This window comes from Salinibius halmophilus, assembly GCF_003577475.1.
Classification (GTDB): domain Bacteria; phylum Pseudomonadota; class Gammaproteobacteria; order Pseudomonadales; family Natronospirillaceae; genus Salinibius; species Salinibius halmophilus.
The window spans coordinates 66,228-89,351 of the sequence record NZ_QPEP01000002.1; the positions used below are offsets into that span (position 1 = coordinate 66,228).

The following is a 23,124-nucleotide window of genomic DNA, read 5'->3' on the forward strand; positions in this document are numbered from 1 at the left end:
GAGGGCATATGACAGAACAGTGGTTAACCTTGCCATTATCGCTGGCACGCCAACTTGGTGTGGAGGCGGCACTTTTATTACATCAATTGCAGCAGTGGCATGCACTTTCACCTCAGCAGAATCAGCTACGCCTCAGTGAAAGCGAACTCGCGCATCGCTTACCGTTCGACCTAGAAACGCTTGCGGATTTAATTGAAGCACTCGAGGACGCAGGACTGCTGCAATGCTCGCAGCATCAGTCTTATTATTATTTTAGTTTTGAGGCACGCCAAGCTAAAGCAAGCTTGTCGGCAAATGAGCGGCTGCAACAAGCGGTTGCCAACTCTGCACAACAAATTCGCAATGCAGCGCGCTCGCGAAATCGCCAAGACTGGGCAACTTGGCAACAGTCTAGTTCCGAGTCGAATGACGAGGGTAGCACCGACACGCCAGAAGATAGCGCTCATGCAAAGCGCAATGAAACCATTGCCGAAGACTGGCAACCAAGTGCAACCACGCTTACTATGCTATCGCATCAACAAATCCCACAGGCATTTGCCCTAGCACAGCGGGATGCATTTGTTATGTGGCATTTAGAAAAAGGCACATTGGGCGGTTTTGAAAGCCGATTTATTTCTTGGGTTAAACGAGGCTGGGTGGATGAGCAACAACAGCAACAACGGAATACCGCCACTGAACCAAATCACCGAAGCGAACGAGAGCGCGTTAGAGCAAGACTCGACGACATCTTCGACACAGACTGGTAGCCGACTCACTCATAACGCCAAAATTCTAACCAATATGGTGTTCGCGCGTTTGCGGGCGATTTATGGCAACAAATTTGAGCAGGCGTTTGGCAATAGTGAAGAAGCCATGATCCGCACTAAGCGTGAGTGGGCCTTAGCACTTGCTCCGTTTAGCGCACCTGCTGTCGAAAACGCACTTGAGCACTGCAAGCGAAATATGGCTTGGCCGCCGTCGATTGCTGAGTTTCTTAAGTTGCTAGAAGTTGCCAGTGGTTTGCCGTCTGCGCGCTCGGCCTACGAAGAGGCCTGCCGCTGTCGTACTGCACCGGTAGATTTCAACTGGTCACATCCAGTGATATACCATGCAGCGACAGCCGTTGGCTTTTGGCGCCTGCAAACGGAAGCGGAGCAACGAACCTGGCCAGATTTTGAAAATGCATGGCAACGGCTAATGTCGCGATACCGCAGTGGCGAACATTTCGACTTACCCAAGCCAGCGCCGGCCCTGCCTGACAATCGTTCACTGACGGCTTATGAGCAAATAGAGCAAATCATTGAGCAGTTTGGCATTCCAGAGGGTTTGGGTTACCAGTACCTTGGTTATTTACTGCAAAGCACTGGTAACTACCGTAGTTTGCTGCGCGATAAAGCGCAGCAGGCCTTTAAACAGGCGGGGTTTGAGTTTCAGTTACCTGCTTAGCTTTTACGCTTCTCTAGATTGCTACAAAACTCTACAGGCAAAAAAAAGCGCGGACTTCGCCGCGCTTTTGCATATTTAGTCTCTAATAAACTTATTCAGCAACAACTTCCAGTGCTGCTTTCTCATCATCCGATACTTCGCGAATTGATAGTTTAATACGACCACGGTTGTCGATGTCTAAACATTTGACAACCACTTCTTGGCCTTCTTTCAATTCGTCAGCAACTTTCTCGATACGACGATCGGCAATTTGGCTAATGTGTACCAAACCTTCTTTGCCACCAAGGAATGCAACAAATGCACCGAAGTCTGCAAGCTTAACCACTTTACCAGCGTATACTGTGCCAATTTCTGGCTCAGCTGTGATGCCTTTGATGCGCTCAAGTGCTGCATTCACTTCCACTGCAGAAGGACCATACACACGGATGGTGCCATCATCACTGATATCGATATCCGTTTTAGTTTCTTCGGTCAGCGCACGAATGGTTGCACCACCTTTACCGATTACGTCACGAATCTTGTCAGAGTCGATTTGGATGGTTTTGGTCGTTGGGGCATTTTCTGGCAACTCTTCGCGCGAACCAGTGATCACCTTGTCCATCTCATCAAGAATGTGTAAACGGGCAGCAAGCGCTTGCTCTAGTGCGGTTTCCATAATCTGCTCATTGATACCTTCGATCTTGATATCCATTTGCAGGGCAGTAATACCTTCACGAGAACCGGCTACTTTGAAGTCCATGTCACCTAGGTGGTCTTCATCACCTAGAATGTCTGTCAGTACAGCAAAGCCGTCTTCTTCTTTTACCAAGCCCATTGCAATGCCAGCAACCGGAGCGCGCATTGGTACACCAGCCGCCATAAGTGCAAGAGACGAGCCACATACTGATGCCATAGAAGATGAGCCGTTCGATTCAGTAATCTCTGACACCACACGGATCGCGTACGGGAAGTCGTCAGTTGATGGCATCATTGCTGCCACACCACGTTTTGCCAGTCGGCCATGACCAATTTCACGACGGCTAGTAAAACCGATACGACCACACTCACCTACTGAATAAGGTGGGAAGTTGTAGTGCAACATAAAGTGCTCGTGCTTTAAGCCGTGTAGGTAGTCTTCCATTTTGGCATCACGAGTAGAGCCAAGCGTCGCGGCAACCAGTGCCTGTGTTTCACCACGGGTAAACAATGCAGAACCATGAGCACCTGGCAATACGTCGACTTCAACGGTAATTGGGCGCACTGTTTTGGTGTCTCGGCCATCAATACGCGGCTCACCGGCTACCACTGCACGGCGCACGGTTTTCTTCTCTAGTGAAGCAAATACTTTCTTCACATCATCAGAAGAAACACCCGCTTCTTCATTGGCTAATTGCTCAACTGCTGCATCACGTAATTCACCTAATGCATCGTAACGCGCCATTTTCTCGCTGATTTTATACGCCTCAGCAATACGAGCACCGTATGCAGCTTCAACTTGAGCGATTAGCTCAGCGTTTTCTGCTGGTGGAACGAACTCAAACGCTGGCTTACCGTTTTCTGCAGCAAAATCTTTAATTGCAGCAATCGCAGTTTGCATCTCTTGGTGAGCGAATAGCACAGCACCCAACATCTCGTCTTCGGTTAGCTCATCTGCTTCTGACTCAACCATTAGCACAGCGTCTTTCGTGCCTGCCACAACCATGTCTAACAAGCCAGACTCAGTTACTTCGATGCTAGGGTTTAGCAAATAGCCGTGATCTTCATCAAAACCAACACGCGCCGCGCCAATAGGTCCAGCAAATGGTACGCCTGAGATGGCTAGTGCAGCAGAGGCAGCAATCATTGCGCAGATATCTGGGTTTTCAGTGGTGCCAGCTGAGATAACCGTACAGGTTACCTGAACTTCGTTCATGAAACCTTTAGGAAATAGTGGGCGAATTGGGCGATCGATCAAACGAGACACCAAGGTTTCGTTTTCTGACGGGCGGCCTTCGCGCTTATTGTAGCCACCTGGGATTTTACCGGTAGCATAGTATTTTTCTTGGTAGTTCACGGTTAACGGGAAGAAACCCGCATCAGGGTTGGCTGCTTTGGCGAATACTACGTTTGCCATCACAACACTTTCACCCATGGTACAAATCACGGCACCATCAGATTGGCGCGCAACGCGGCCAGTTTCTAGCGTAACGTCATGTTGACCAAACTTAAAAGTTTTAGTTGAAGCCTTAGGGATCATATATTTCCTTAATCTTTTTTCGGATTAGTTCTTACTATTGTGTCCTAAACCGAGCGCTTCTAAGCATTAACCCAAAGGGGCCAATGGTTAGAAGCACTCGCACTTGGCTTAGGTTGAAAAGTTTATTCGTACAATGCGCCATTTACTAAAGTGCTCTTGCAGTCCAAGGAGCAACAAGCGTGTACTTTAAGTTAATGGCGCTTTAACTATTCGAATCAACTTTTCTCAAACCGCCTTGTTTTCGCCTCGAGCGGTTTTAAATTGTGTGAGGCCTAAAGTAGATAGTTTACATCTACTTATTTGAGTGAACTCAGCCAATCTAATTCACACAAATAAACAGACGAATACAACGACATACCAGTATAGCTGGGATTAGCTGAAATTAAACCAGTGTCATTGAATCAAGCGTTGAGGCTGGTAATAAACAAAAGGCTCCGAAGAGGAGCCTTTTGCGAAAACTGGATTAACGACGTAGACCCAGCTTTTTGATCAGATCAGCGTAACGAGCTGCGTCTTTGCCTTTTAGGTAGTCCAGCAGTTTACGGCGCTGGTTTACCATGCGGATCAGACCACGACGTGAGTGGTGATCTTTTTTATGATCTTTAAAGTGAGACTGAAGACCGTTGATGTTGTGTGTTAGCAGAGCTACTTGAACTTCTGGAGAACCAGTGTCACCTTCACCACGTGCAAACTCAGCAACAATCGCGTTTTTCTGTTCAGCTGATAGAGCCATTGTAAAACCTCAATATCATTAATGTGCGAATAATCCATGGTTCGCCGTGCACATTAACAGCGACCACAAACTTAGAAGTATTTCTAAGATCCGCTATGATAACGCATCTTTCTGAACTAATCGACGGGGTTTTACCTCCCCCGTTGATGAAACTTCCGCCAAACCAAGGAAGCGATCATTTACATCGCGCAATTGGTAGGTACCCGCCTCGCCAGCGAAGCGCTCATCCTTGATTGGATTGCCATTCATGATAGGCGTAATAAATTGCTCACCAACAACAAACTTTGGCGCGTTAATACCAGTGCCGATTGGTTGCAAATAATCCTTGGCATGCGCAAGCGCTGCGTCCCAATCAACACACTGGTCAATGGTAAACGGGCCATGCTGAATGCGGCGCAGGGTTTGAATATGCCCGCCACAGCCGAGTAATTGGCCAAGGTCGTGTACCAGTGAGCGAATATAAGTACCTTTTGACACCTTGTATTCGAGCTTTAGCATATCACCATCGAGTGATAGGGCCTTGGCATGAAAAACGGTAATGGTACGGCGCTTTTTAGCCATTTCTTCTAACGCTCTCGGATCTCCAGCACGAGCCAGTTCATATAATGGCTTGCCATCCACTTTTAGCGCGCTAAACGCCGGTGGCGTTTGCTCTATAGCACCAGTGAAGTGCGCATCGAGCAACGCCTGAACTTGCTCTAAGGTAATACTGGGCACATTATTGCGGGCGACAATTTCACCTTCGATATCGTAGCTGTCAGTCACCACACCAAGCTGCATATCGGTAACATAGGTTTTATCTGACTCTAACCAAGCCTGAGAAAACTTACTGGCATCACCGAAGCTCAACGGCAATATGCCCGTTGCAATGGGATCAAGCGCACCACTATGCCCCCCCTTCTTAGCATTAATCAGCCACTGAACTTTACGCAGTGCTGCATTTGAACTCATACCATGCGGCTTATCCAACAAGATAACCCCATGAATATGCTGTCTTGTAGATTTTTTACTCAAGGCAACCTCTACCTATAGATGCGCTGTCCCGCTAGGCGTTCAAGTATTTGAAACAGCATAGCTGGGTTCGGTGTATTTGTTTGAGGCCGTCACCTGCAGGACGCAGGTGCCGAGGCTACAGGGATGTACTTGCGGCCGTGCCGAAAAACAAGTGCACCGTGCCCAGCCCTGTTTCAAATACTTGAACGCCGACAGCAGTTCAAAAACAACAAACGGGCATGACGCCCGTTTGAAAGATATTTGATATTAGCTAGGCTAATTATTCGCTGTCCTTTGCCCGCGCTTGGCGAATCAAAGAATCCATTTGCGAACCAGTTTCGATCACTCGATCGTACTGGAAACGCAATTCTGGTGTGACACGAATTTTTAGCCCTTGACCTAGCTGGTGGCGCAGGAAGCTCGCCGCTTTCTGCAACACTTGCTCAACCTCTGCGATGTGTTTTTCTGACTCGTCGTCGCCATTAATAGCGAAACAAGTGAAATACACGTCAGCGTAAGCCAGGTCTTTGCTGATGCGAACATCATTGATAGTGACCAAACCTAGGCGAGGATCTTTCACCTCGCGCTGGATAATGCCAGCCAGATCCTTACGGATCTGGTCGGCAACTCGGTCGGTACGTTTATAACCGTTAGGCATAGATGTTAACCACTATTAGTCGTCGATCGAGCGTGCGATTTCTTTGACATCGAATACTTCGATCTTATCGCCCGCTTTCACGTCATTGTAGTTCTTAACGCCGATACCACACTCCATACCTTGGCGAACTTCTTGTACGTCATCTTTAAAGCGACGTAGAGACTCTAGCTCACCTTCGTAGATAACAACGTCGTCGCGTAGTACACGAATCTTCTTGTTACGGTACATGGTGCCTTCAATCACCATACAGCCGGCTACTTGGCCAAACTTAGGCGAGTTGAACACATCACGAACCTCGGCTAGACCAACAATCTCTTCGCGCAGTTCAGGCGATAGCATGCCCGACATTGCCGCTTTCACATCGTCGATCAGGTTGTAGATGACGTTGTAGTAACGCAGATCGATGCCGTTCTGCTCAATTACCTCACGTGATTTACCTGATGCACGCGTATTAAAGCCGAAGATTACCGCATTGGCTGTGATCGCCAGGTTCGCATCCGATTCAGAAATTGCGCCAACACCGGCACCAACGATATTTACCTTCACTTCGTCGGTAGATAGCTTCAATAGCGCTGCTGAGATCGCTTCCAACGAACCACGTACGTCGGTTTTCAGTACCACGTTCAAGTTAGCCGCTTCGGCAGAGCCCATGTTTGCCATCATATTTTCAAGCTTGGCAGCTTGCTGGCGAGCAACCTCGGTCTCTTTCGCTTTCTGACGACGTTCTTCAGCCGCTTCACGCGCCTGACGGTCGTTTTCAACAACCATGAAGTCGTCACCAGCGTTTGGCGAACCATCAAGACCCAAGATTTCTACAGGGATAGATGGACCAGCTGATTTAACTGGCTTGCGGTTTTCGTCTAGCAACGCACGAACGCGGCCATAGCTGGTACCAGCTAGTACAACGTCGCCTTGTTTTAGCTGACCTTCTTGTACCAGTACCGTTGCAACCGAACCACGGCCCTTGTCTAGCGAGGCTTCAACCACCACACCGCGCGCTGGGCCTTCATCGTGTGCTTGTAAGTCTAGTAGCTCAGCTTGCAGCAATACTGCTTCTAGAAGTTCGTCGATACCCAAGCCAGAGTGCGCAGACACCTTGATCATCTGAGTGTCGCCACCCCAATCTTCAGGCACCACATCGCGCTGTGCCAACTCATTGATCACACGATCTGGATCCGCTGATGGCTTATCCATTTTGTTGATTGCCACAACAATCGGAACGCCTGCGGCTTTAGCATGCTGAATGGCTTCTTCGGTTTGCGGCATCACACCATCGTCGGCTGCCACAACCAGAATCACAACGTCTGTACACTGAGCACCACGCGCACGCATTTCAGTAAATGCTGCGTGGCCTGGGGTATCTAAGAAAGACACCATGCCGCGCGGTGTTTCAACGTGGTATGCACCGATGTGCTGGGTAATACCACCATGCTCACCTGAGGTCACACGTGTTTCACGAATGTGATCAAGCAATGACGTTTTACCATGGTCTACGTGACCCATTACCGTCACAACAGGCGCACGAGGTTTGGCTTCGCCCTCGTACACTAACTGATCGGTCAAAGCCGTTTCAGTTTCGTTTTCGTCGATAATTTTGTACTTGTGACCAAGTTCTTCAATGACCAAAATCGCTGTATCTTGATCAAGAATCTGGTTGATGGTGGCCATCACACCCATCTTGAACAACGATTTAATTACCTCTGCACCCTTGATAGACATTTGGCTAGCAAGGTCTTGTACGGTAATCGACTCACCTAACTCAACTTCACGGATAACCGGTGCCGTCGGCTTTTCAAACTGGTGATCACGGCTCTTATCAGCACCTTTTTTCTTGCGACGACCGCGCATGCCGCCGTCCTCGTCCATGTAACCCATTACTTGTTGCTTACGGGTACCATGTTTGCCTGCGCCTTTTAGCTTGGTTTTACCGGCCGCCTTCTTACCACGTTCATCATCACGACCACGGTTCTCATCGTTACGAGACTGCGAGCGCTTCTTGGTATTGGCTTTTTCCGGTGCTGGGCCATCAGCTGGGGCATTTTGCACAGGTGCCGTGGCAGCTGGCTTAGGGCGACGATTTTCTTTTTTCTTCTCTGCCGGTGCTGGCTTCTCTGCAACAGGTTCATCTGCTACTTTCTTCGTAGCCTTCACGCTAGCAATAGGCGATGCATTGGCAGCGCGTGCTGTTGGCAGCTCCTCTTCTTTCGACTTCTTCTTAGCAACCTTCACACCAGCTACTGCTGAACCACCAGCGCTGACAACAGGCTTTTTAGCGGCTTTCGCTTTAGGCATCGCAGGCTTGTCGATAGACGGCTTATCCAAAGCAGGCTTAGCTGGGGCTTTTTCTGCTGCTTTCGCTGCCGGCTTAGCCTCTGCTTTCGCTTCTGCTACCGGCTGTTCAACCGGCTGTTCAGACGTATTTGGTGTATCAACAGGCGCTTCCGTTTCTGCGGCTTCAACTGCTGGAGTTTCACGCTTAACGTAAGTGCGCTTTTTACGCACCTCAACGTTAACCTTTGACTTACCGGTAGACAGCTGAGTGCTTTTCTTGCGCTTCAGCGTAATCTTCTTAGGTGCAGCACCCGCCTCATCGCCGTGTGCTTTTTTAAGATGTGCCAGCAGTGTCTCTTTCTGCTCATCACTTACCGCATCCGACTCAGCCTTCTGTGGAAGACCTGCATCCGACATTTGCGTCAGCAAGCGATCAACAGGGGTGCCTATTGATGCAGCAAGTTCTTTAACGCTCACTTGTGCCATAAATTAAATATCCCCTGTATTACTCTTCGTTTTCAAACCATGAGGCGCGCGCGGCCATAATCATCTCGCCAGCACGCTCTTCATCCATATCATCAATAGGCATCAAGTCGTCGATAGACTGCTCGGCTAAGTCATCAACAGTAATAATGCCTAGTTTCGCTAGCTCAGCTGCCATATGGCGATCCATATTCAGCAATTCAAGAAGTTCTTCAGACGGTTCGCTCAGTTCCAGCGTTTCTTCGTCAGCTAATTCTTGAGTTAGCAAAACGTCTTTCGCGCGTTTGCGAATTTCCGTTACTAGGTCTTCTTCAAATCCTTCAATCGCTAGCATTTCGTCAAGCGGCACATAAGCCACTTCTTCTAAAGAGGTAAAGCCCTCTTCAACCAGCACTTCGGCAAGCTCTTCATCTACGTCAAGCTTATCCACAAACATGCTGATTAACGCACCGGCCTCTTCCTGTTGGCGAGATGCAAATTCTTCTTCAGTCATCACGTTGATCAGCCAGCCAGTCAACTCTGAAGCTAGGCGAACGTTTTGACCTGAACGACCAATCGCCATAGCAAGGTTGTCTTGCTTAACCGCGATATCCATGGTGTTAGTGTCTTCATCCATAACGATCGACACCACTTCAGCAGGTGACATGGCGTTGATCACTAGCTGTGCAGGGTTGTCATCCCAAAGTACGATGTCTACTTTTTCACCGCCTAGTTCACCAGAAACGGCTTGTACACGCGCACCGCGCATACCAACACAAGCACCAATTGGGTCGATGCGACCATCATTGGTGTGCACAGCAATTTTGGCACGTGAGCCGGCATCCCGTGCACAAGCGCGAATTTCAATGACTTCTTCTTGGATCTCAGGCACTTCGATGCTGAACAATTCAACCAACATCTCGTTACTTGAGCGGCTTAGCTGCAACTGTGGACCTCGGCCTTCGGCGCGAATTTCTTGCAGCACCGCCCGCACTCGGTCACCTATGCGGAAGGTTTCACGACCGACCACTTGGTCACGCGGCAACACGGCTTCAGCGTTGTTGCCCAGGTCGATGATAATATTGTCACGTGTAACTTTTTTAACCGTGCCGCTGATTAACTCACCAACGCGTTCACGGTACATTTCTACTACCTTGCGACGTTCAGCATCTCGTACTTTTTGCACAATAATTTGTTTTGCCGCTTGCGCAGCAATACGGCCAAACTCTGCATTTGGCATTGGCTCGTCGTAGGTATCACCTGGCTGTAGTGACTTATCAATCTCTTCGGCTTCTTGCAGCGTCAGCTCGGTACCAAGCTCAGGTACAGACTGATTATCCACAATGCGCCAGTGACGAACGGTTGTGTACTCGCCAGTCTTGCGATCAATGCTTACACGAACGTCGGGTTCACCATCGTCGTCATCTAAGCGCTTTTTGGCAGCTGTCGCCAACGCAGCTTCAATCGCTTCAAAGATAACCTCTTTCGAGACACCTTTTTCGTTCGACACGGCCTCAACGACCAGCAGGATTTCTTTGCTCATCAAAACGCCTCAATGCTAATCTTCAAATTTTGCAATCAATCGCGCACGATCAATCTGCTCAAAAGGAAGTAGGTATTCCTCTTCACCTACCACGAGTGCAACATCCCCTTCGACCATGCCGTTAAGAATGCCTACAAATTTTCTTCGCCCTTCAAACGGGAACTGCAAACGCACTTCCGCTTCATAACCACGGTATTGATCAACTTGCTTGCCTGTAAACAGCAACCGGTCAACACCTGGTGACGACACTTCTAGGGTATATTCTTGCGTGATTGGATCTTCAACGTCCATCACGCCGCTTACTTGGTGACTTACTGCTGCGCAGTCATCAACATTAATGCCATTTTCACTATCAATATAAATGCGCAACAAAGTATTTTTGCTAGACGTGTGGTACTCAAGCCCCCAGAATTCGTATCCTAGGCTTTCCACTACGGGCTGTATCAGCTCTGTTAAATCGTCTCGCTTGGCCAAGCGTTTTCCTCCGAGACAAATAAAAAAAGGCCCTTTAGGCCTACAAGTGTTTTTTTCAGGTAGAAAAAAACCCCATTAGAGGGGTTCCTTGGCTCACTTCGTTACAACAGGCAGATGCCATATGAAGTAACTCAGAGCCCCTCCAAGCGTAGCACTTGGATTTTCATGCTACCTAATGCAAGCCGCAGCTTACAAATAAAGCAAGCTGAAGCTTGCTTTATTTTAGTACAATTTTGGTTGCGGGGGCTGGATTGACGCGCCATGCAATGGCAACGACCGCCTTACCTTGTTAACAAACCAACCAAATCTTTCCAATTTTGGTTGCGGGGGCTGGATTGACGCGCCATGCAATGGCAACGACCGCCTTACCTTGTTAACAAACCAACCAAATCTTTCCAATTTTGGTTGCGGGGGCTGGATTTGAACCAACGACCTTCGGGTTATGAGCCCGACGAGCTACCAGACTGCTCCACCCCGCGCCAAATAAATGGTGCCTACGACTAGACTCGAACTAGCACGGCCTTGCGGCCACCACCCCCTCAAGATGGCGTGTCTACCAATTCCACCACGTAGGCAACATCCCTTACTCTACTGAAGGAACGGCAGCATCTTCTTCAGTAGTTTGCTCAGCACCCTGAGCAGATTCTTCAACTTGCTCTTGCAACAGTGTTGGATCGATTCCTAAGCCACTGTTTTCTTTAGCTTTTTCAGAGGCGACGTATGCTAACCCAAAGCTTGTTAAAAAGAAAGCAAAAGCAAGAATTTGTGTTGTACGGCTTAGAAAGTTACCACTACCTGCCGAGCCGAACACAGACTGAGAAGCACCGCCACCGAACGACGCGCCTGCTTCTGCACCTTTTCCGCGCTGCAGCAGAACGAAAACAACGATCGCAACCGCCAGAATTACGTGTACGAATAAGAGTGCTTCTTCCATCTTTCAAACCACCTGTTATTAAGCAGCGGCAACAATACCAGCGAATTCTTCAACAAGCAATGATGCACCACCAACTAGGCCACCATCAACGTCTGGTTTTGCGAACAACTCAGCAGCAGACGCTGCTTTTACTGAACCGCCGTACAAAATTTGTACTTTTTCTGCCACTTCGGCACTTTGCTTAGCAATAAATGCACGAATTGCAGCGTGAACTTCTTGCGCTTGTTCTGCCGTTGCTGTTTTACCCGTACCAATTGCCCACACTGGTTCGTAAGCGATTACTGTATCTGCTAGCGCTTCAACGCCAATCACATCAATCACAGCTTGCACTTGCTCGGTTACAACTTTTTCAGTCACGCCTTCTTCGCGCTCTTCTAAAGTTTCGCCGATACAAAGCATTGGCGTTACACCTGCGTCTAGTGCTGCTTTAGTTTTAGCAGCCACTAGCTCATCGCTTTCGCCAAAAATTGTGCGACGCTCAGAGTGGCCCACTAGCACATAAGTGCAACCAAACTCTTTCAACATGCCTAGTGATAGCTCACCAGTGAAAGCACCTTTAGGCTCTGTCCATGCGTTCTGACCGCCAAATTGAATAGCGCTATCCGCCAATTCAGTTTCTAGCTTCGGCAAGAATACAGCCGGCGCAAATACAACAACATCAGCTTTGTTGGTATCTAGCTGTGCTTTAAATCCGTTTAGCAACTCAGCAACTTCTGCTTTGTCACCATTCATCTTCCAGTTTGCGGCTACGATTGTACGGCGCATAATATTTCCCCATATTCAATTCGGCGCAAAATGTTATAGGTTGCGCCAACTAGTTACAAGATGTTTTCTTTTAGCTCGGCAATGGTTCTAGCAATGCGAACCGCTAAACTCTTCGCGAGTTCGTGCTGATCTGCTTCAACCATTACTCTTATGAGCGGCTCGGTACCAGATGGACGAATAAGTAGTCGACCATGGCCATCCAGCACTTTCTGGCAATCCGCGATGTCTTTTTGCAGTTGCTCGTTTTGCATAATGTGCTCAGCAGATGTTACCGGCACATTAATCAGCACCTGAGGAAATAACTGAAACCCATCAAGATACTGATGTAACCCCAAGCCTGATTGCTGCAGCACTGCTAGCACTTGCAATGCCGTTACAATACCGTCTCCAGTTTCTGTAACGTTGCGGCAAATCACGTGACCTGAAGATTCACCACCCAATAGCCAATCTTTTTCAGCTAGCAGCGCCGCAACATAGCGATCACCGACGTCTGAGCGAGCAAATTGTAGCCCCAGCTGCTCAACGGCAAGCTCTAGCGCCATATTGCTCATTTTTGTGCCGACAACACCACCGACGAGACCTTTTTGCTGGCGCATAGATTTAGCCAGTAAATAAACGATTTGATCCCCATCCACCACCTGGCCGTTCGCATCAACCAGTATTAGTCGGTCGGCATCACCATCTAGTGCCACCCCCAGGTCGGCACCTCTAGCCAATACCTGCGACTGCAGGCTTCTAGGATTGGTCGCGCCACAATCATCATTGATATTGACGCCATTTGGCTGGCAATGAATGGTTTCAACGCGAGCTCCGAGTTCTTCAAATACTCGCGCGGCAACCTGATAAGCTGCGCCGTTAGCGCCATCCACAACAATTGAGAAGCCAGAAAGATCTAAATATCCGCAAGTAGCTTTGCAGTATTCTATATACCGGCCGGGCGCGTCATTTAGCCGCGTCGCTTTACCTAGCTGATCAGAAGGCACCACACTCATCTCACTATCGATTAGCGATTCTATTAGGTGCACATGCTCGTCTGTCAGCTTGCCGCCTTGGGCGGAAAATACTTTTAATCCATTGTCATAATGTGGGTTGTGAGAGGCACTAATCACAATTCCCGCACCACAATTAAAAGCTTTGCTTAACTGCGCAATGGCTGGCGTTGGCAGTGGGCCTACAAGCAGGACCTCCACGCCAGCAGCAGACAGGCCTGCCTCGATTGCACTTTCTAACATATAGCCGGATCGCCTGGTATCCTTGCCGATTAACACCCTCGCTGGTGCCCTCCCAACCAAAGATTTACCCACCGCCCAGCCAAACTGCATAGCGAACATGGGTGTCATAACCTGCTCACCTACACGACCACGAATACCGTCCGTGCCAAAATACTTAGCCATTTTTGTGACCCCTTTCACAAGTATTCATTGAAAGGAGGCGAGTTTACGCAACTGGTAACTAAAGTGAATACCAAACTTGTAGTGCATCGTTGGTTTCTTGTACATCATGCACTCGAACAATGTGTGCACCGTATTGCGCTGCTTTAAGCGCTGCACCAACACTGCCAGCAATGCGCTGCGCAACATCACGGCCGGTCAACTCACCAATCATTCTTTTACGCGATACACCAACTAACACAGGAAACGCTTGTGTTAGCTCAGGCAAGGCCTTAAACAAGGCTATGTTGTGGTCGAGTGTTTTGCCAAAGCCAAACCCTGGGTCGAGCATAATCTGGTTATCAGCGATCCCAGCCTCACGACAGCGCTGCACTTGCTGATATAGATACTGCTTTACTTGCACAACAACATCATCGTAACTGGGCGCCTGCTGCATGGTTTGCGGTTCACCTTGCATGTGCATCAAACAAACCGGTACGTTTAATGAGGCAGCCATTTCTAGCGCGCCTGGCCGCGAAAGCGCTCGCACATCGTTGATAAGGTGCGCGCCAGCAGACACCGCTTGGCGCATGACCTCTGGTGTACTGGTATCAACCGAAATTGCTATTCCTAGCTTACTAATGGCTTCGATAACTGGCACCACTCGCTGTAGCTCTTCGGCTTCGCTAACTGGTTTAGCGCCAGGGCGAGTTGACTCACCGCCGACATCAATAATGCCGGCGCCATTGGCGATCATCTCTTCAGCTTTGGCAATAGCCGCTTGCGCGGTGTTGTGTTGACCGCCATCTGAAAACGAGTCGGGCGTTACATTGAGCACACCCATGATGGTAGTGCGCTGTTGACTCAGTTCAATTGGACCAATTTTCATATACATTCCTGCAAGTCATAAAAAAAGGCGAGGTGTCCTCGCCTTTTTTGCAGCTGCAACAGCTTTTACTCTTGTTTATCAGTTGGTGCTTCGTCAGCTTGGTCGCGCTCAGCATGCTTTTCTTCGTGAGCTTTGGCGCTCGCTTTATCAGCCTTTGCCTGCTCGGCTTTCGCCTTCGCATCAGCTTCAGCTTGCTCTTTTTTCGCTTTTGTTTCTTCCCAATCTTTAGGCGGGCGCGCTTGTTTGCCTTCCATGATGTCATCAATCTGATCACCACCAATGGTTTCATATTCCATTAGCGCATCTTTCATCAAATCGAGCTGCAGGCGATGATCCTCAAGGATCTTTTTCGCTACATCATAGGCTTGGTCAATAATCTCGCGAACCGTTTCATCGATTTCACGCGCCGTTTGCTGTGAAATATGTGCCATCTGGCTCTGGTTACCAAGGTAGCCTTGCTGCTCTTCTTCGTACTGAATAGGACCCATTTTACTAAGGCCCCACTTGGTCACCATTGAACGCGCCATACCGGTCGCTTGCTGAATGTCGTTTTGCGCACCGGTCGACACTGAATCTTCGCCATAAATGATTTCTTCTGCCAAGCGGCCACCAAAAGCAGAAGCAATTCGGCCGACGATATAGCGTTTTGAGTAACTGACCTTATCTTCCTCAGGCAGGTACATGGTCACACCCAGCGCACGTCCACGAGGAATAATAGTGACCTTATAAACCGGATCATGCTCTGGCATCAGGCGACCAACAATGGCGTGACCTGCTTCGTGATATGCGGTCATTTCTTTGTCTTTTTCGCTCATTGCCATCGAGCGACGCTCGGCCCCCATCATAATCTTGTCTTTGGCACGATCAAACTCATTCATCGTCACCACACGACGATTAGAGCGCGCTGCGAACAATGCTGCTTCATTCACCAAGTTGGCTAAGTCAGCACCCGAGAAACCAGGAGTACCACGAGCGATGATGAATGGATCCACGTCATCAGCAATAGGCACCTTGCCCATGTGCACTTTTAAGATTTGCTCGCGACCACGAATATCAGGCAATGACACGGTAACTTGGCGGTCAAAGCGACCTGGGCGCAAAAGCGCTGGGTCTAACACGTCTGGTCGGTTCGTTGCGGCAATTACGATGACGCCATCGTTTACCTCAAAACCATCCATTTCAACCAACAACTGGTTCAAGGTTTGCTCGCGCTCATCATTACCACCGCCAATGCCAGCACCACGAGAGCGACCTACGGCATCGATTTCGTCGATAAAGATGATACAAGGTGCTTGTTTTTTTGCCGTCTCGAACATGTCACGCACGCGCGAAGCACCAACACCGACAAACATTTCAACGAAGTCAGAACCCGAGATACTAAAGAACGGCACCTTTGCTTCACCGGCAATCGCTTTAGCGATCAGGGTTTTACCTGTACCCGGAGGGCCTACCATCAATACGCCACGCGGAATTTTACCGCCCAAGCGCTGGTACTTACCTGGGTCACGTAGAAAGTCGACAAGCTCTTGCACGTCTTCTTTGGCTTCTTCAACGCCGGCAACATCTTTAAACGTAGTTTTTATCTGATCTTCTGAGAGCAGGCGCGCTTTCGACTTGCCAAAGCTCATTGGGCCGCCCTTGCCGCCGCCACCGCCTTGCATTTGGCGCATGAAGAACATAAAGATTGCCAAAATAATGATGATTGGCAGTAATGCGAACAACAGCTGCGACCAGAAGCTAGGGCCTTCTGGTTTCACAATCGAGAAGCGCACGTTATTGGACTCTAGCATTTCTACCAAAGAGTCTTGGTTGGCGGGCGAAACAGTTGTAAAACGGTCGCCGCTGTTAAGCTCACCGCGCACTTCACGGCCGTCAATTTGAACGCTTTTCACCTGGCCGCGTTCAACCTCGGTAATAAAATCTGAATAAGGCAGGTCTGAACTACCACCAGCTGTATCCGGCAGGCTGCTCAACAGTGCCAGCACAACTGCGGCAATTACTGCCCAAAGCAATAAATTTCTCGCCATATTTAACTATTCCACCCCTTTTGGCTTATGCCTTAAAATTTCGCCCAACCACATACACCTCACGCGAGCGATCACGAGAAGATTTTGGCTTTCTAATCACTACTTTAGCAAAGTGACTCTTAACGTCTTCAATATATTGGTCGAACCCTTCTCCTTGAAACACCTTGGCGACAAAGTCACCATTAGGTTTCAACACGCGAGTTGCCATGTCGAGCGCTAACTCCACAAGGTACATTGCCTTGGGCTGATCAACAGATGCCTGTCCACTCATATTGGGGGCCATATCCGAAATTACAACGTCTACCGGCTGATCATTAATAACACTTAACAATCGCTCGAACACCTCGTCATCGGTGAAGTCCCCTACAACAAACTCTACGCCAGCCAAGCTATCCATCTCAAGGATATCGGATGCAACAACGCGTCCATGATCACCAACAATCTCCGCAGCAACCTGCGACCACCCTCCTGGGGCCGCTCCTAAATCTACGACAAGTTGACCTGGTTTGATTAATTTATCTTTCTCATTGAGCTCTTTTAATTTATAACTCGCTCGCGAACGGTAGCCATCTTTTTGCGATTGCTGCACATACTGGTCGTCAAAATGTTCTTTCAGCCAGCCACCACTGCTTTTAGATCGCGCCATGTTTTCCTCAAATTAAATAACCTGCCTGCTTTCGTTTATTTACCTTATGTAGCTAAACTCTTGCACCGGACTAGGTTAGAATAGAATCAAATCAACCCAAATTGAGACGTCTGAATGAAATTATCTACTGCAGACAAGAAAAAGTATCGCACAATTGGGCATCAGTTGGACCCTATTGTAACGATTTCTGAGAATGGTATCAGCGAAGGTGTTATCAATGAGCTGAATCGCGCCTTGTCTGATCACGAATTAATCAAAGTTAAACTCGCAATTGCTGATCGCGATGCGCGTGCCGAAGTCGCTCGCGTGGTTGCCGGAGAAGTTAGGGCTGAATTGGTGCAAGTAATTGGCAAAGTCATTCTACTCCTTCGCCGTAACAGCAATGCTAAACCGAACTTGTCTAATTTGGTTCGCCACGGCCTAAGCTAAGCCAGCATAAGGCCCAGTAACACCTAGCTGGGCCCACTCTCTCCTTTCCCCAAATAAATCATCTGCACAATTAAAGCGCTAGGCCTACACTTGCATTAGTCCTACTTATCGGGGTGATCACCTTGACTTTAATGAGCCGGGTGCTTTTAACCATTTTAAGCACAGTATTTGTTGCACTGAGTGTGCTTTATATACAGTCTACCGCGTTATCCCAGCAAGCATTGTCGGAGCAAGCGAACTTGCGCTTAACGGCGATCTCCAGCAGCCGGGCTGCAGAGCTGAGTCGCTACCTTGGATTATTGGAAAGTGAGCTGCGCCTGTATTCCAACAGTCCTATGACTAAAAATGCGCTACAAGACCTACAATCGGCATACGCCAAGTTATCCTCACCGCAAGAGCAACTTCAGTTTGCCTACATAGACAACAACCCGCACCAGGCAGGGCAGCTGCAAAACCTATTTCGTGGCGAGGGCAGTGATGATTATCATCTTGTTCATGAAAATTATCATGGCTACTTCCGGCTTTGGTTAGAGTTAGGTGAGCTATACGATGTTTTTTTAATCGACCCAGACGGCAACCTAATATACTCAGTTGTAAAAGAGCGCGATTACGCAACGAATTTATTCGATGGGCCATGGAAAAATAGTGGCCTGGCCGATGTTGCTAGGCAAACTGCGCAGAGCCGAATACCAAACGCTCTTGCAATATCTGACTTTGAAGCCTACGGACCTAGTAATAACGACCCTGCAAGCTTCGCTGCTATGCCGGTTTTCAAAGAGGGCAAGTACGCGGGTGCATTGGCGATTCAGCTTCCGATAAACTCAATTGAATCCATCTTAAGCCAGTATGATGGCCTAGGTGAAACGGGCGAAGTATACCTTGTTGGTGCAAATGGAAAAATGCTCAGCAACTCAAGATTTAGCGAGTCCTCTACTATATTACGCCAGCGTGTAGACAGCGACAGTGTTCGCTTAGCAATTGCCGGAGAGTCAGGTATACGCCAAGGCAACAACTACCTAGATCAAGCAGTCTTATCCAGTTTCCAACCGTTCAAACCATTCCCAAGCGCCAGTAATCACTTTGGTAACTGGGCATTAATAGCAGAGATTAATCTTTCTGAAGTTAACCAGCCAACCAACTTGCTTATCAGTCGGATGACCCTGTTGGGTGCCGTAATTTTAGTGGGTGCCTCCTTGTTGGGTATCTGGGAGGCACGCGCGATAAGTAAGCCAATTAAACAGATGCAGCTTGCTTTGACCGATTTATCCAAAGGCAAACAAACCATGATACCGGGGCACAATCGGCGTGATGAAATTGGTAAAATGGCCAAAGCGGCTGAAGAGTTTCGCCTGCAAAGTGAAGAAATACGGCTTAGACAAAACCAACAAGCTCGAATTACTGGCATAACGCAGATGCTTGCTGGTATTGATGACTTTGACGAAGCTCCACGCCAAATTACCCGCTACTTCTGCCAAGAGTTTGGTGCGCCACTCGCCGCTTTTTATCTCAAGGTCGATAATCAACTTAAACTCGTAGCGAGTATCGGCATCAATAGGCAATCAGCAACGGCCACTGAACTGGCGCTTGCTGACTCTCTTGCAGGGCAAAGCCTATTAGAACAAAGAGGCCTTCACATATCTCCTGTACCCGACAACCATGTTGAATTATCTGCAGGCATGGCGTCTGGCAAGCTGCAACAGATAAGTTTTCATCCTATCCGGCATTTAGATCATGACGTGGCCGTTCTAGAGCTTGGTTTCTGTGAACGTGTTGATGACCAGTCTATCTCGGATCAAGCCGAACTCGCTCAATACCTAGGGCTGCTTCTTAGCAACCTAAAAACCAACCAAGAAAACCGCTCTTTACTTGCTGAATCACAAGCCCTCGCGAAGCACTTACAGAGCCAGCAAGATGCTCTTAATGACGCAAATGCCGAACTAACGTCCCATACCGAAGAGCTGAAGGCCCAAACTGAAGAATTACGCGCCAAAGAAGATGAGCTTAACAAGAAGAATCAATCACTCAAACAGCAGCGCACGGCTCTTGAAGCTGCTAATAAAGATGCCGAAAGCAAAGCACAAGCGTTAGAGCAAGCGAGTCGATATAAATCCGAGTTTTTGGCTAACATGTCACATGAACTGCGCACACCACTCAATAGCATATTGATCCTTGCCGAGGATCTAGCCGCTCAATCCTCGTTAGCACCCGACCAGCTAGAAGCAGCTCAGGTCATCCATCAAAGCGGTAGCAGCCTGTTGCAATTGATTAATGACATCCTTGATCTGTCAAAAATTGAGTCAGGCAAACTCGCTACTCATATCGAAGGATTCAGTGTGCAAAAAACCTGTCATTACTTACAGCGAGTTTTTCAGCCGCTAGCCGACCAACGAAGCAATCAGCTCATAATTCACTCACCGTCAACGAATGAGCCATTTTTTAGTGACGAACAGCGCGTGCAACAAGTGATCACGAACTTACTGTCGAACGCAATTAAGTTCACCGAACATGGAAAAGTTGAACTAACCATTGAACAAAACGAGGAACAGCTTCGCGTAACGGTCAGTGACACAGGCGTGGGGATAGCAACTGATAAACTGGACCATATTTTTGGTGCGTTCCAGCAAGAGGACGGATCAACCAGCAGGCGTTTTGGCGGCACTGGCTTGGGACTTTCAATTAGCAAACACCTAGCACAAATGCTCGGTGGCGATATTACTGTGCGCAGCAAAGTTGGCCAAGGCTCCACTTTTAATGCGCATTTTGCTAATCAGCCAACTCACATTCCAGCACCAAAAAGTGAACCATCAGCGGCACGACAAACAATCAACAACCTAGAACAGCAACACATTCTACTACTCGAGGACAACCCACAGATTGCCATGACGGTTGAGGCCATCATGCAAAATGAAGCGTTAACCTACCAAACCTTTGCTAAAGGCTCAGATGGATTAGAGGCGCTTAAAAACCAACCATTTTCTGCTGTCATACTAGATCTTAATTTGGAAGACATGGACGGCCTAAGTTTTGTTAATCAGGTAGAAGAGCAAGCATTGCACTTACCGCCAACGATTATTTTTTCAGCCGACGACATTCCCAAAGAGCAATATTTACGATTGCGTGAATTTAGCGATACGTTCGTACTCAAAACACCAGAAGGGCTTAGCCGACTTCGCGATGAACTCTTAAGGCTACTTGAGCAACCCGAGCCCATTGATACTGAAGCTAACATTCCAGTAATTCGCAACAGGCTTTTACTTGTAGACGATGACGTCAGAAACCTATTTGCATTGTCTAAAGTGCTAAGAAAAAGAGGTTATGAGGTAACACTCGCCGATAGCGCAGACAAAGCAATGAACCTTCTAGCAAGCAACACCTTTGATGTGGTGATTACAGACATTATGATGCCGCAAGTGGATGGCTATGAGCTAACGCGCAATATACGAGCGATATATGGCGCGCAAATTCCTATCATCGCATTAACCGCCAAAGCGATGCAGGGCGACAAACAACTGTGTATTGAAGCAGGTGCTAATGAGTACCTAACTAAACCTGTAGACATTGATCTACTTACAGAGGCAATTCAGTCATGCTAGCTAACAAGAGACTAGACGCTGAAATATTTCTCGGTAGTCTCAAAATGGCTTATGGCTATGATTTTGAGCACTACGCCAAAGCATCGCTAAATCGACGTTTGCAAGCGCTAAAAAAACATTACAAGGTTAATTACTTAACCGATCTCATCACACTGCTAGTAAATGACCGCAATGTTGCTGAGCACGTCGTTAGTCTGATTACTGTGCCTGCATCTAACTTTTTTCGCGACCCTGAAGTTTGGCAAACACTTAGAGAAAAAGTTATTCCAAAGCTCGCCAGCTATCCTTTTATCAATATTTGGCAAAGCGGCTGCTCTAATGGTGAAGAAACTTACTCTTTGCAAATTTTGCTGCACGAGTCAGGTTTAATGAATAAAGTTCGACTCATTGTGAGTGATATCAATCCAGCTTTGATTGCGAAAGCGAAAACAGGTGCATTCTCCAAACCGACTATTGAAGAAGGCGCCCACAACTATGCTTTAGCAGGTGGCAAGGAAGACTTTTATAGTTACTTCAACAAAGCAGATGGAGAGTACATTGTTGTTGAACCACTCAGGCAGCATTTGGAGTTTTTCGCACACAACTTGGCAGCTGATCAAAGCTTTATTGAGGCAAACCTAATCGTGTGCCGAAACGTGCTGATCTATTTTGATAGCAGCCTACAAGATCGTGTTGTTCAGCTGTTTAATCAGAGTTTAGCCCGAGGCGGCTACCTAGTACTAGGTAATACGGAGTCGATTGAGTACGACAAATATGAACTAACCGCTGAAGACGAAACACTTCGAGTCTTCAGTAAACCAGTACGTTCAAGATGATACAGGCTATTGTCATTGGACATTCTGCCGGCGGTTTGCAACCAGCTATCACAATACTCAAACAAGTGCCTACAGGCATGCCACCCGTCATTTTAGTTTGCCACCAACCTTGCAACTCCGCCATCTCTAGCGTCATCAGAAGAGAAGTAGCCCTGCCCGTACTTGACGCTTATGACAAACAAAAGCTAGCTCATGGCAATATATATGTAGCACCTAGTGGCTATCATTTGCTGATGGAAACCAGTGAGCAATTATCTATATCGCTTGATATGCCTGAATGCTATGTGAGGCCTAGCGTTGATGTCCTGTTCGAAACCGCAACAGATGCAACAGACGGTCATCTTGTTGGCCTCATCCTCTCTGGTGCGAACCACGACGGTAGCAAGGGGTTAAAATATATCCAAGACCACGGTGGGCTTACCATGGTACAAGATCCAAGTAGCGCAAAGTTTGCGACTATGCCCGAAGCGTCTTTAGCCCTTTCAACTCCAGACATAGTAGGCACTGCCGACCAGCTAGCAAACAAGCTGGTAGACTGGCTCACGCGATAACGCTCATTCGTCACCACCATCAGCCGGTAACGACGCAAACCATGCTGCTAGGTCAGCAATATCCTGGTCACTCAGGCCTGCTGACATTGGGTACATAACTGCAGACAAGCCGCCTGAACGCTGCTTCTCACGATAAGCTTTTAATGAGCTCACTAAGTAAGCTTCATTCTGCCCTGCAATGTTTGGATACATAGGATTCGTAGCGATCCCATTTGCTCCATGACAAGCATTACAGGTTGCTGCTTTTTCCTGTCCGGCTTGTGCATCTCCAGCCGCCAGGGCCGGCAAGCTCAGTAAAACAGTCATTAGAGAAATCAATACTTGTTTCATT

Annotated in this window: 20 protein-coding genes and 2 tRNA genes; 6 read left to right on the forward strand and 16 right to left on the reverse strand. The window is 48.2% G+C overall.

The genetic code is table 11. From position 1 onward, the window contains the following. Window positions 1-8: 8 nt before the first annotated feature. On the forward strand, window positions 9-746 hold the full coding sequence (locus DUW71_RS01900; protein WP_119393547.1) for a DnaT-like ssDNA-binding domain-containing protein: 738 nt from the start codon (window positions 9-11) through the stop codon (window positions 744-746). Continuing rightward, complete coding sequence (locus tag DUW71_RS01905) at window positions 640-1,425, forward strand: replication protein P (protein ID WP_158583833.1); 786 nt, start codon at window positions 640-642, stop codon at window positions 1,423-1,425. Before DUW71_RS01900 ends, DUW71_RS01905 begins: the two co-directional genes overlap by 107 nt. A 91-nt stretch (window positions 1,426-1,516) precedes the next feature. Here DUW71_RS01905 and pnp read toward each other — a convergent pair whose 3' ends face one another. From pnp to rlmE, 15 genes are all read right to left on the reverse strand, one after another. Next, window positions 1,517-3,640, reverse strand: a complete 2,124-nt coding sequence (gene pnp / locus DUW71_RS01910; protein WP_119393549.1) for a polyribonucleotide nucleotidyltransferase — start codon at window positions 3,638-3,640, stop codon at window positions 1,517-1,519. A 463-nt stretch (window positions 3,641-4,103) separates the two neighbouring features. After that, window positions 4,104-4,373 (reverse strand): 30S ribosomal protein S15, encoded by a 270-nt coding sequence (rpsO, locus tag DUW71_RS01915; protein WP_119393550.1) that lies wholly within the window; start codon window positions 4,371-4,373, stop codon window positions 4,104-4,106. A 93-nt stretch (window positions 4,374-4,466) separates the two neighbouring features. After that, window positions 4,467-5,324, reverse strand: a complete 858-nt coding sequence (gene truB / locus DUW71_RS01920) for a tRNA pseudouridine(55) synthase TruB (RefSeq protein WP_119393551.1) — start codon at window positions 5,322-5,324, stop codon at window positions 4,467-4,469. 322 nt (window positions 5,325-5,646) lie between these two features. Next, window positions 5,647-6,024, reverse strand: a complete 378-nt coding sequence (gene rbfA / locus DUW71_RS01925) for a 30S ribosome-binding factor RbfA (RefSeq protein WP_119393552.1) — start codon at window positions 6,022-6,024, stop codon at window positions 5,647-5,649. A gap of 15 nt (window positions 6,025-6,039) precedes the next feature. Continuing rightward, a complete protein-coding gene (gene infB / locus DUW71_RS01930) occupies window positions 6,040-8,781 on the reverse strand; it encodes a translation initiation factor IF-2 (protein WP_119393553.1) in 2,742 nt (913 codons plus the stop codon). A gap of 19 nt (window positions 8,782-8,800) precedes the next feature. Then, entirely contained in the window at window positions 8,801-10,300 is a 1,500-nt protein-coding gene (nusA, locus tag DUW71_RS01935) for a transcription termination factor NusA (protein WP_119393554.1), read from the reverse strand. Between the two features lie 15 nt (window positions 10,301-10,315). Further along, window positions 10,316-10,774, reverse strand: a complete 459-nt coding sequence (gene rimP / locus DUW71_RS01940) for a ribosome maturation factor RimP (protein WP_119393555.1) — start codon at window positions 10,772-10,774, stop codon at window positions 10,316-10,318. 402 nt (window positions 10,775-11,176) lie between these two features. Next, a tRNA-Met gene (locus DUW71_RS01945) sits at window positions 11,177-11,253 on the reverse strand. Window positions 11,254-11,262: 9 nt separating this feature from the next. After that, window positions 11,263-11,349: transfer RNA gene (locus DUW71_RS01950), tRNA-Leu, on the reverse strand. 8 nt (window positions 11,350-11,357) lie between these two features. Further along, the gene (gene secG / locus DUW71_RS01955; RefSeq protein ID WP_119393556.1) at window positions 11,358-11,708 is read right to left on the reverse strand and encodes a preprotein translocase subunit SecG; all 351 of its coding nucleotides are present in this window, start codon (window positions 11,706-11,708) and stop codon (window positions 11,358-11,360) included. A gap of 18 nt (window positions 11,709-11,726) precedes the next feature. Then, entirely contained in the window at window positions 11,727-12,473 is a 747-nt protein-coding gene (gene tpiA / locus DUW71_RS01960) for a triose-phosphate isomerase (RefSeq protein WP_119393557.1), read from the reverse strand. Between the two features lie 53 nt (window positions 12,474-12,526). Continuing rightward, on the reverse strand, window positions 12,527-13,867 hold the full coding sequence (gene glmM, locus DUW71_RS01965) for a phosphoglucosamine mutase (protein WP_119393558.1): 1,341 nt from the start codon (window positions 13,865-13,867) through the stop codon (window positions 12,527-12,529). Between the two features lie 58 nt (window positions 13,868-13,925). Further along, window positions 13,926-14,732 carry a dihydropteroate synthase gene (folP, locus tag DUW71_RS01970; RefSeq protein WP_119393559.1) on the reverse strand — a complete coding sequence of 269 codons (807 nt, stop codon included), beginning with the start codon at window positions 14,730-14,732 and terminating at the stop codon, window positions 13,926-13,928. A gap of 65 nt (window positions 14,733-14,797) precedes the next feature. Beyond that, window positions 14,798-16,759 (reverse strand): ATP-dependent zinc metalloprotease FtsH, encoded by a 1,962-nt coding sequence (ftsH, locus tag DUW71_RS01975; RefSeq protein ID WP_119393560.1) that lies wholly within the window; start codon window positions 16,757-16,759, stop codon window positions 14,798-14,800. Between the two features lie 25 nt (window positions 16,760-16,784). Beyond that, entirely contained in the window at window positions 16,785-17,405 is a 621-nt protein-coding gene (gene rlmE / locus DUW71_RS01980) for a 23S rRNA (uridine(2552)-2'-O)-methyltransferase RlmE (RefSeq protein ID WP_119393561.1), read from the reverse strand. A 114-nt stretch (window positions 17,406-17,519) separates the two neighbouring features. Between rlmE and yhbY the strand changes: the two genes are divergently transcribed. The 4 genes from yhbY (at window position 17,520) to DUW71_RS02000 (ending at window position 22,793) form a co-directional block, all read left to right on the forward strand. Next, entirely contained in the window at window positions 17,520-17,834 is a 315-nt protein-coding gene (gene yhbY, locus DUW71_RS01985) for a ribosome assembly RNA-binding protein YhbY (protein ID WP_119393562.1), read from the forward strand. 131 nt (window positions 17,835-17,965) lie between these two features. Next, complete coding sequence (locus DUW71_RS01990) at window positions 17,966-21,427, forward strand: response regulator (RefSeq protein WP_119393563.1); 3,462 nt, start codon at window positions 17,966-17,968, stop codon at window positions 21,425-21,427. Then, window positions 21,421-22,242: a CheR family methyltransferase gene (locus tag DUW71_RS01995; RefSeq protein ID WP_119393564.1), complete on the forward strand. Its 822-nt coding sequence runs from the start codon at window positions 21,421-21,423 to the stop codon at window positions 22,240-22,242. The genes DUW71_RS01990 and DUW71_RS01995 overlap by 7 nt, the downstream gene beginning before the upstream one ends. Continuing rightward, entirely contained in the window at window positions 22,239-22,793 is a 555-nt protein-coding gene (locus tag DUW71_RS02000) for a chemotaxis protein CheB (protein WP_119393565.1), read from the forward strand. Before DUW71_RS01995 ends, DUW71_RS02000 begins: the two co-directional genes overlap by 4 nt. Window positions 22,794-22,796: 3 nt before the next feature. Here the strand turns inward: DUW71_RS02000 and DUW71_RS02005 are convergent, their stop codons facing one another. After that, window positions 22,797-23,123: a c-type cytochrome gene (locus DUW71_RS02005; RefSeq protein ID WP_119393566.1), complete on the reverse strand. Its 327-nt coding sequence runs from the start codon at window positions 23,121-23,123 to the stop codon at window positions 22,797-22,799. Between the last annotated feature and the right edge of the window lies 1 nt (window position 23,124).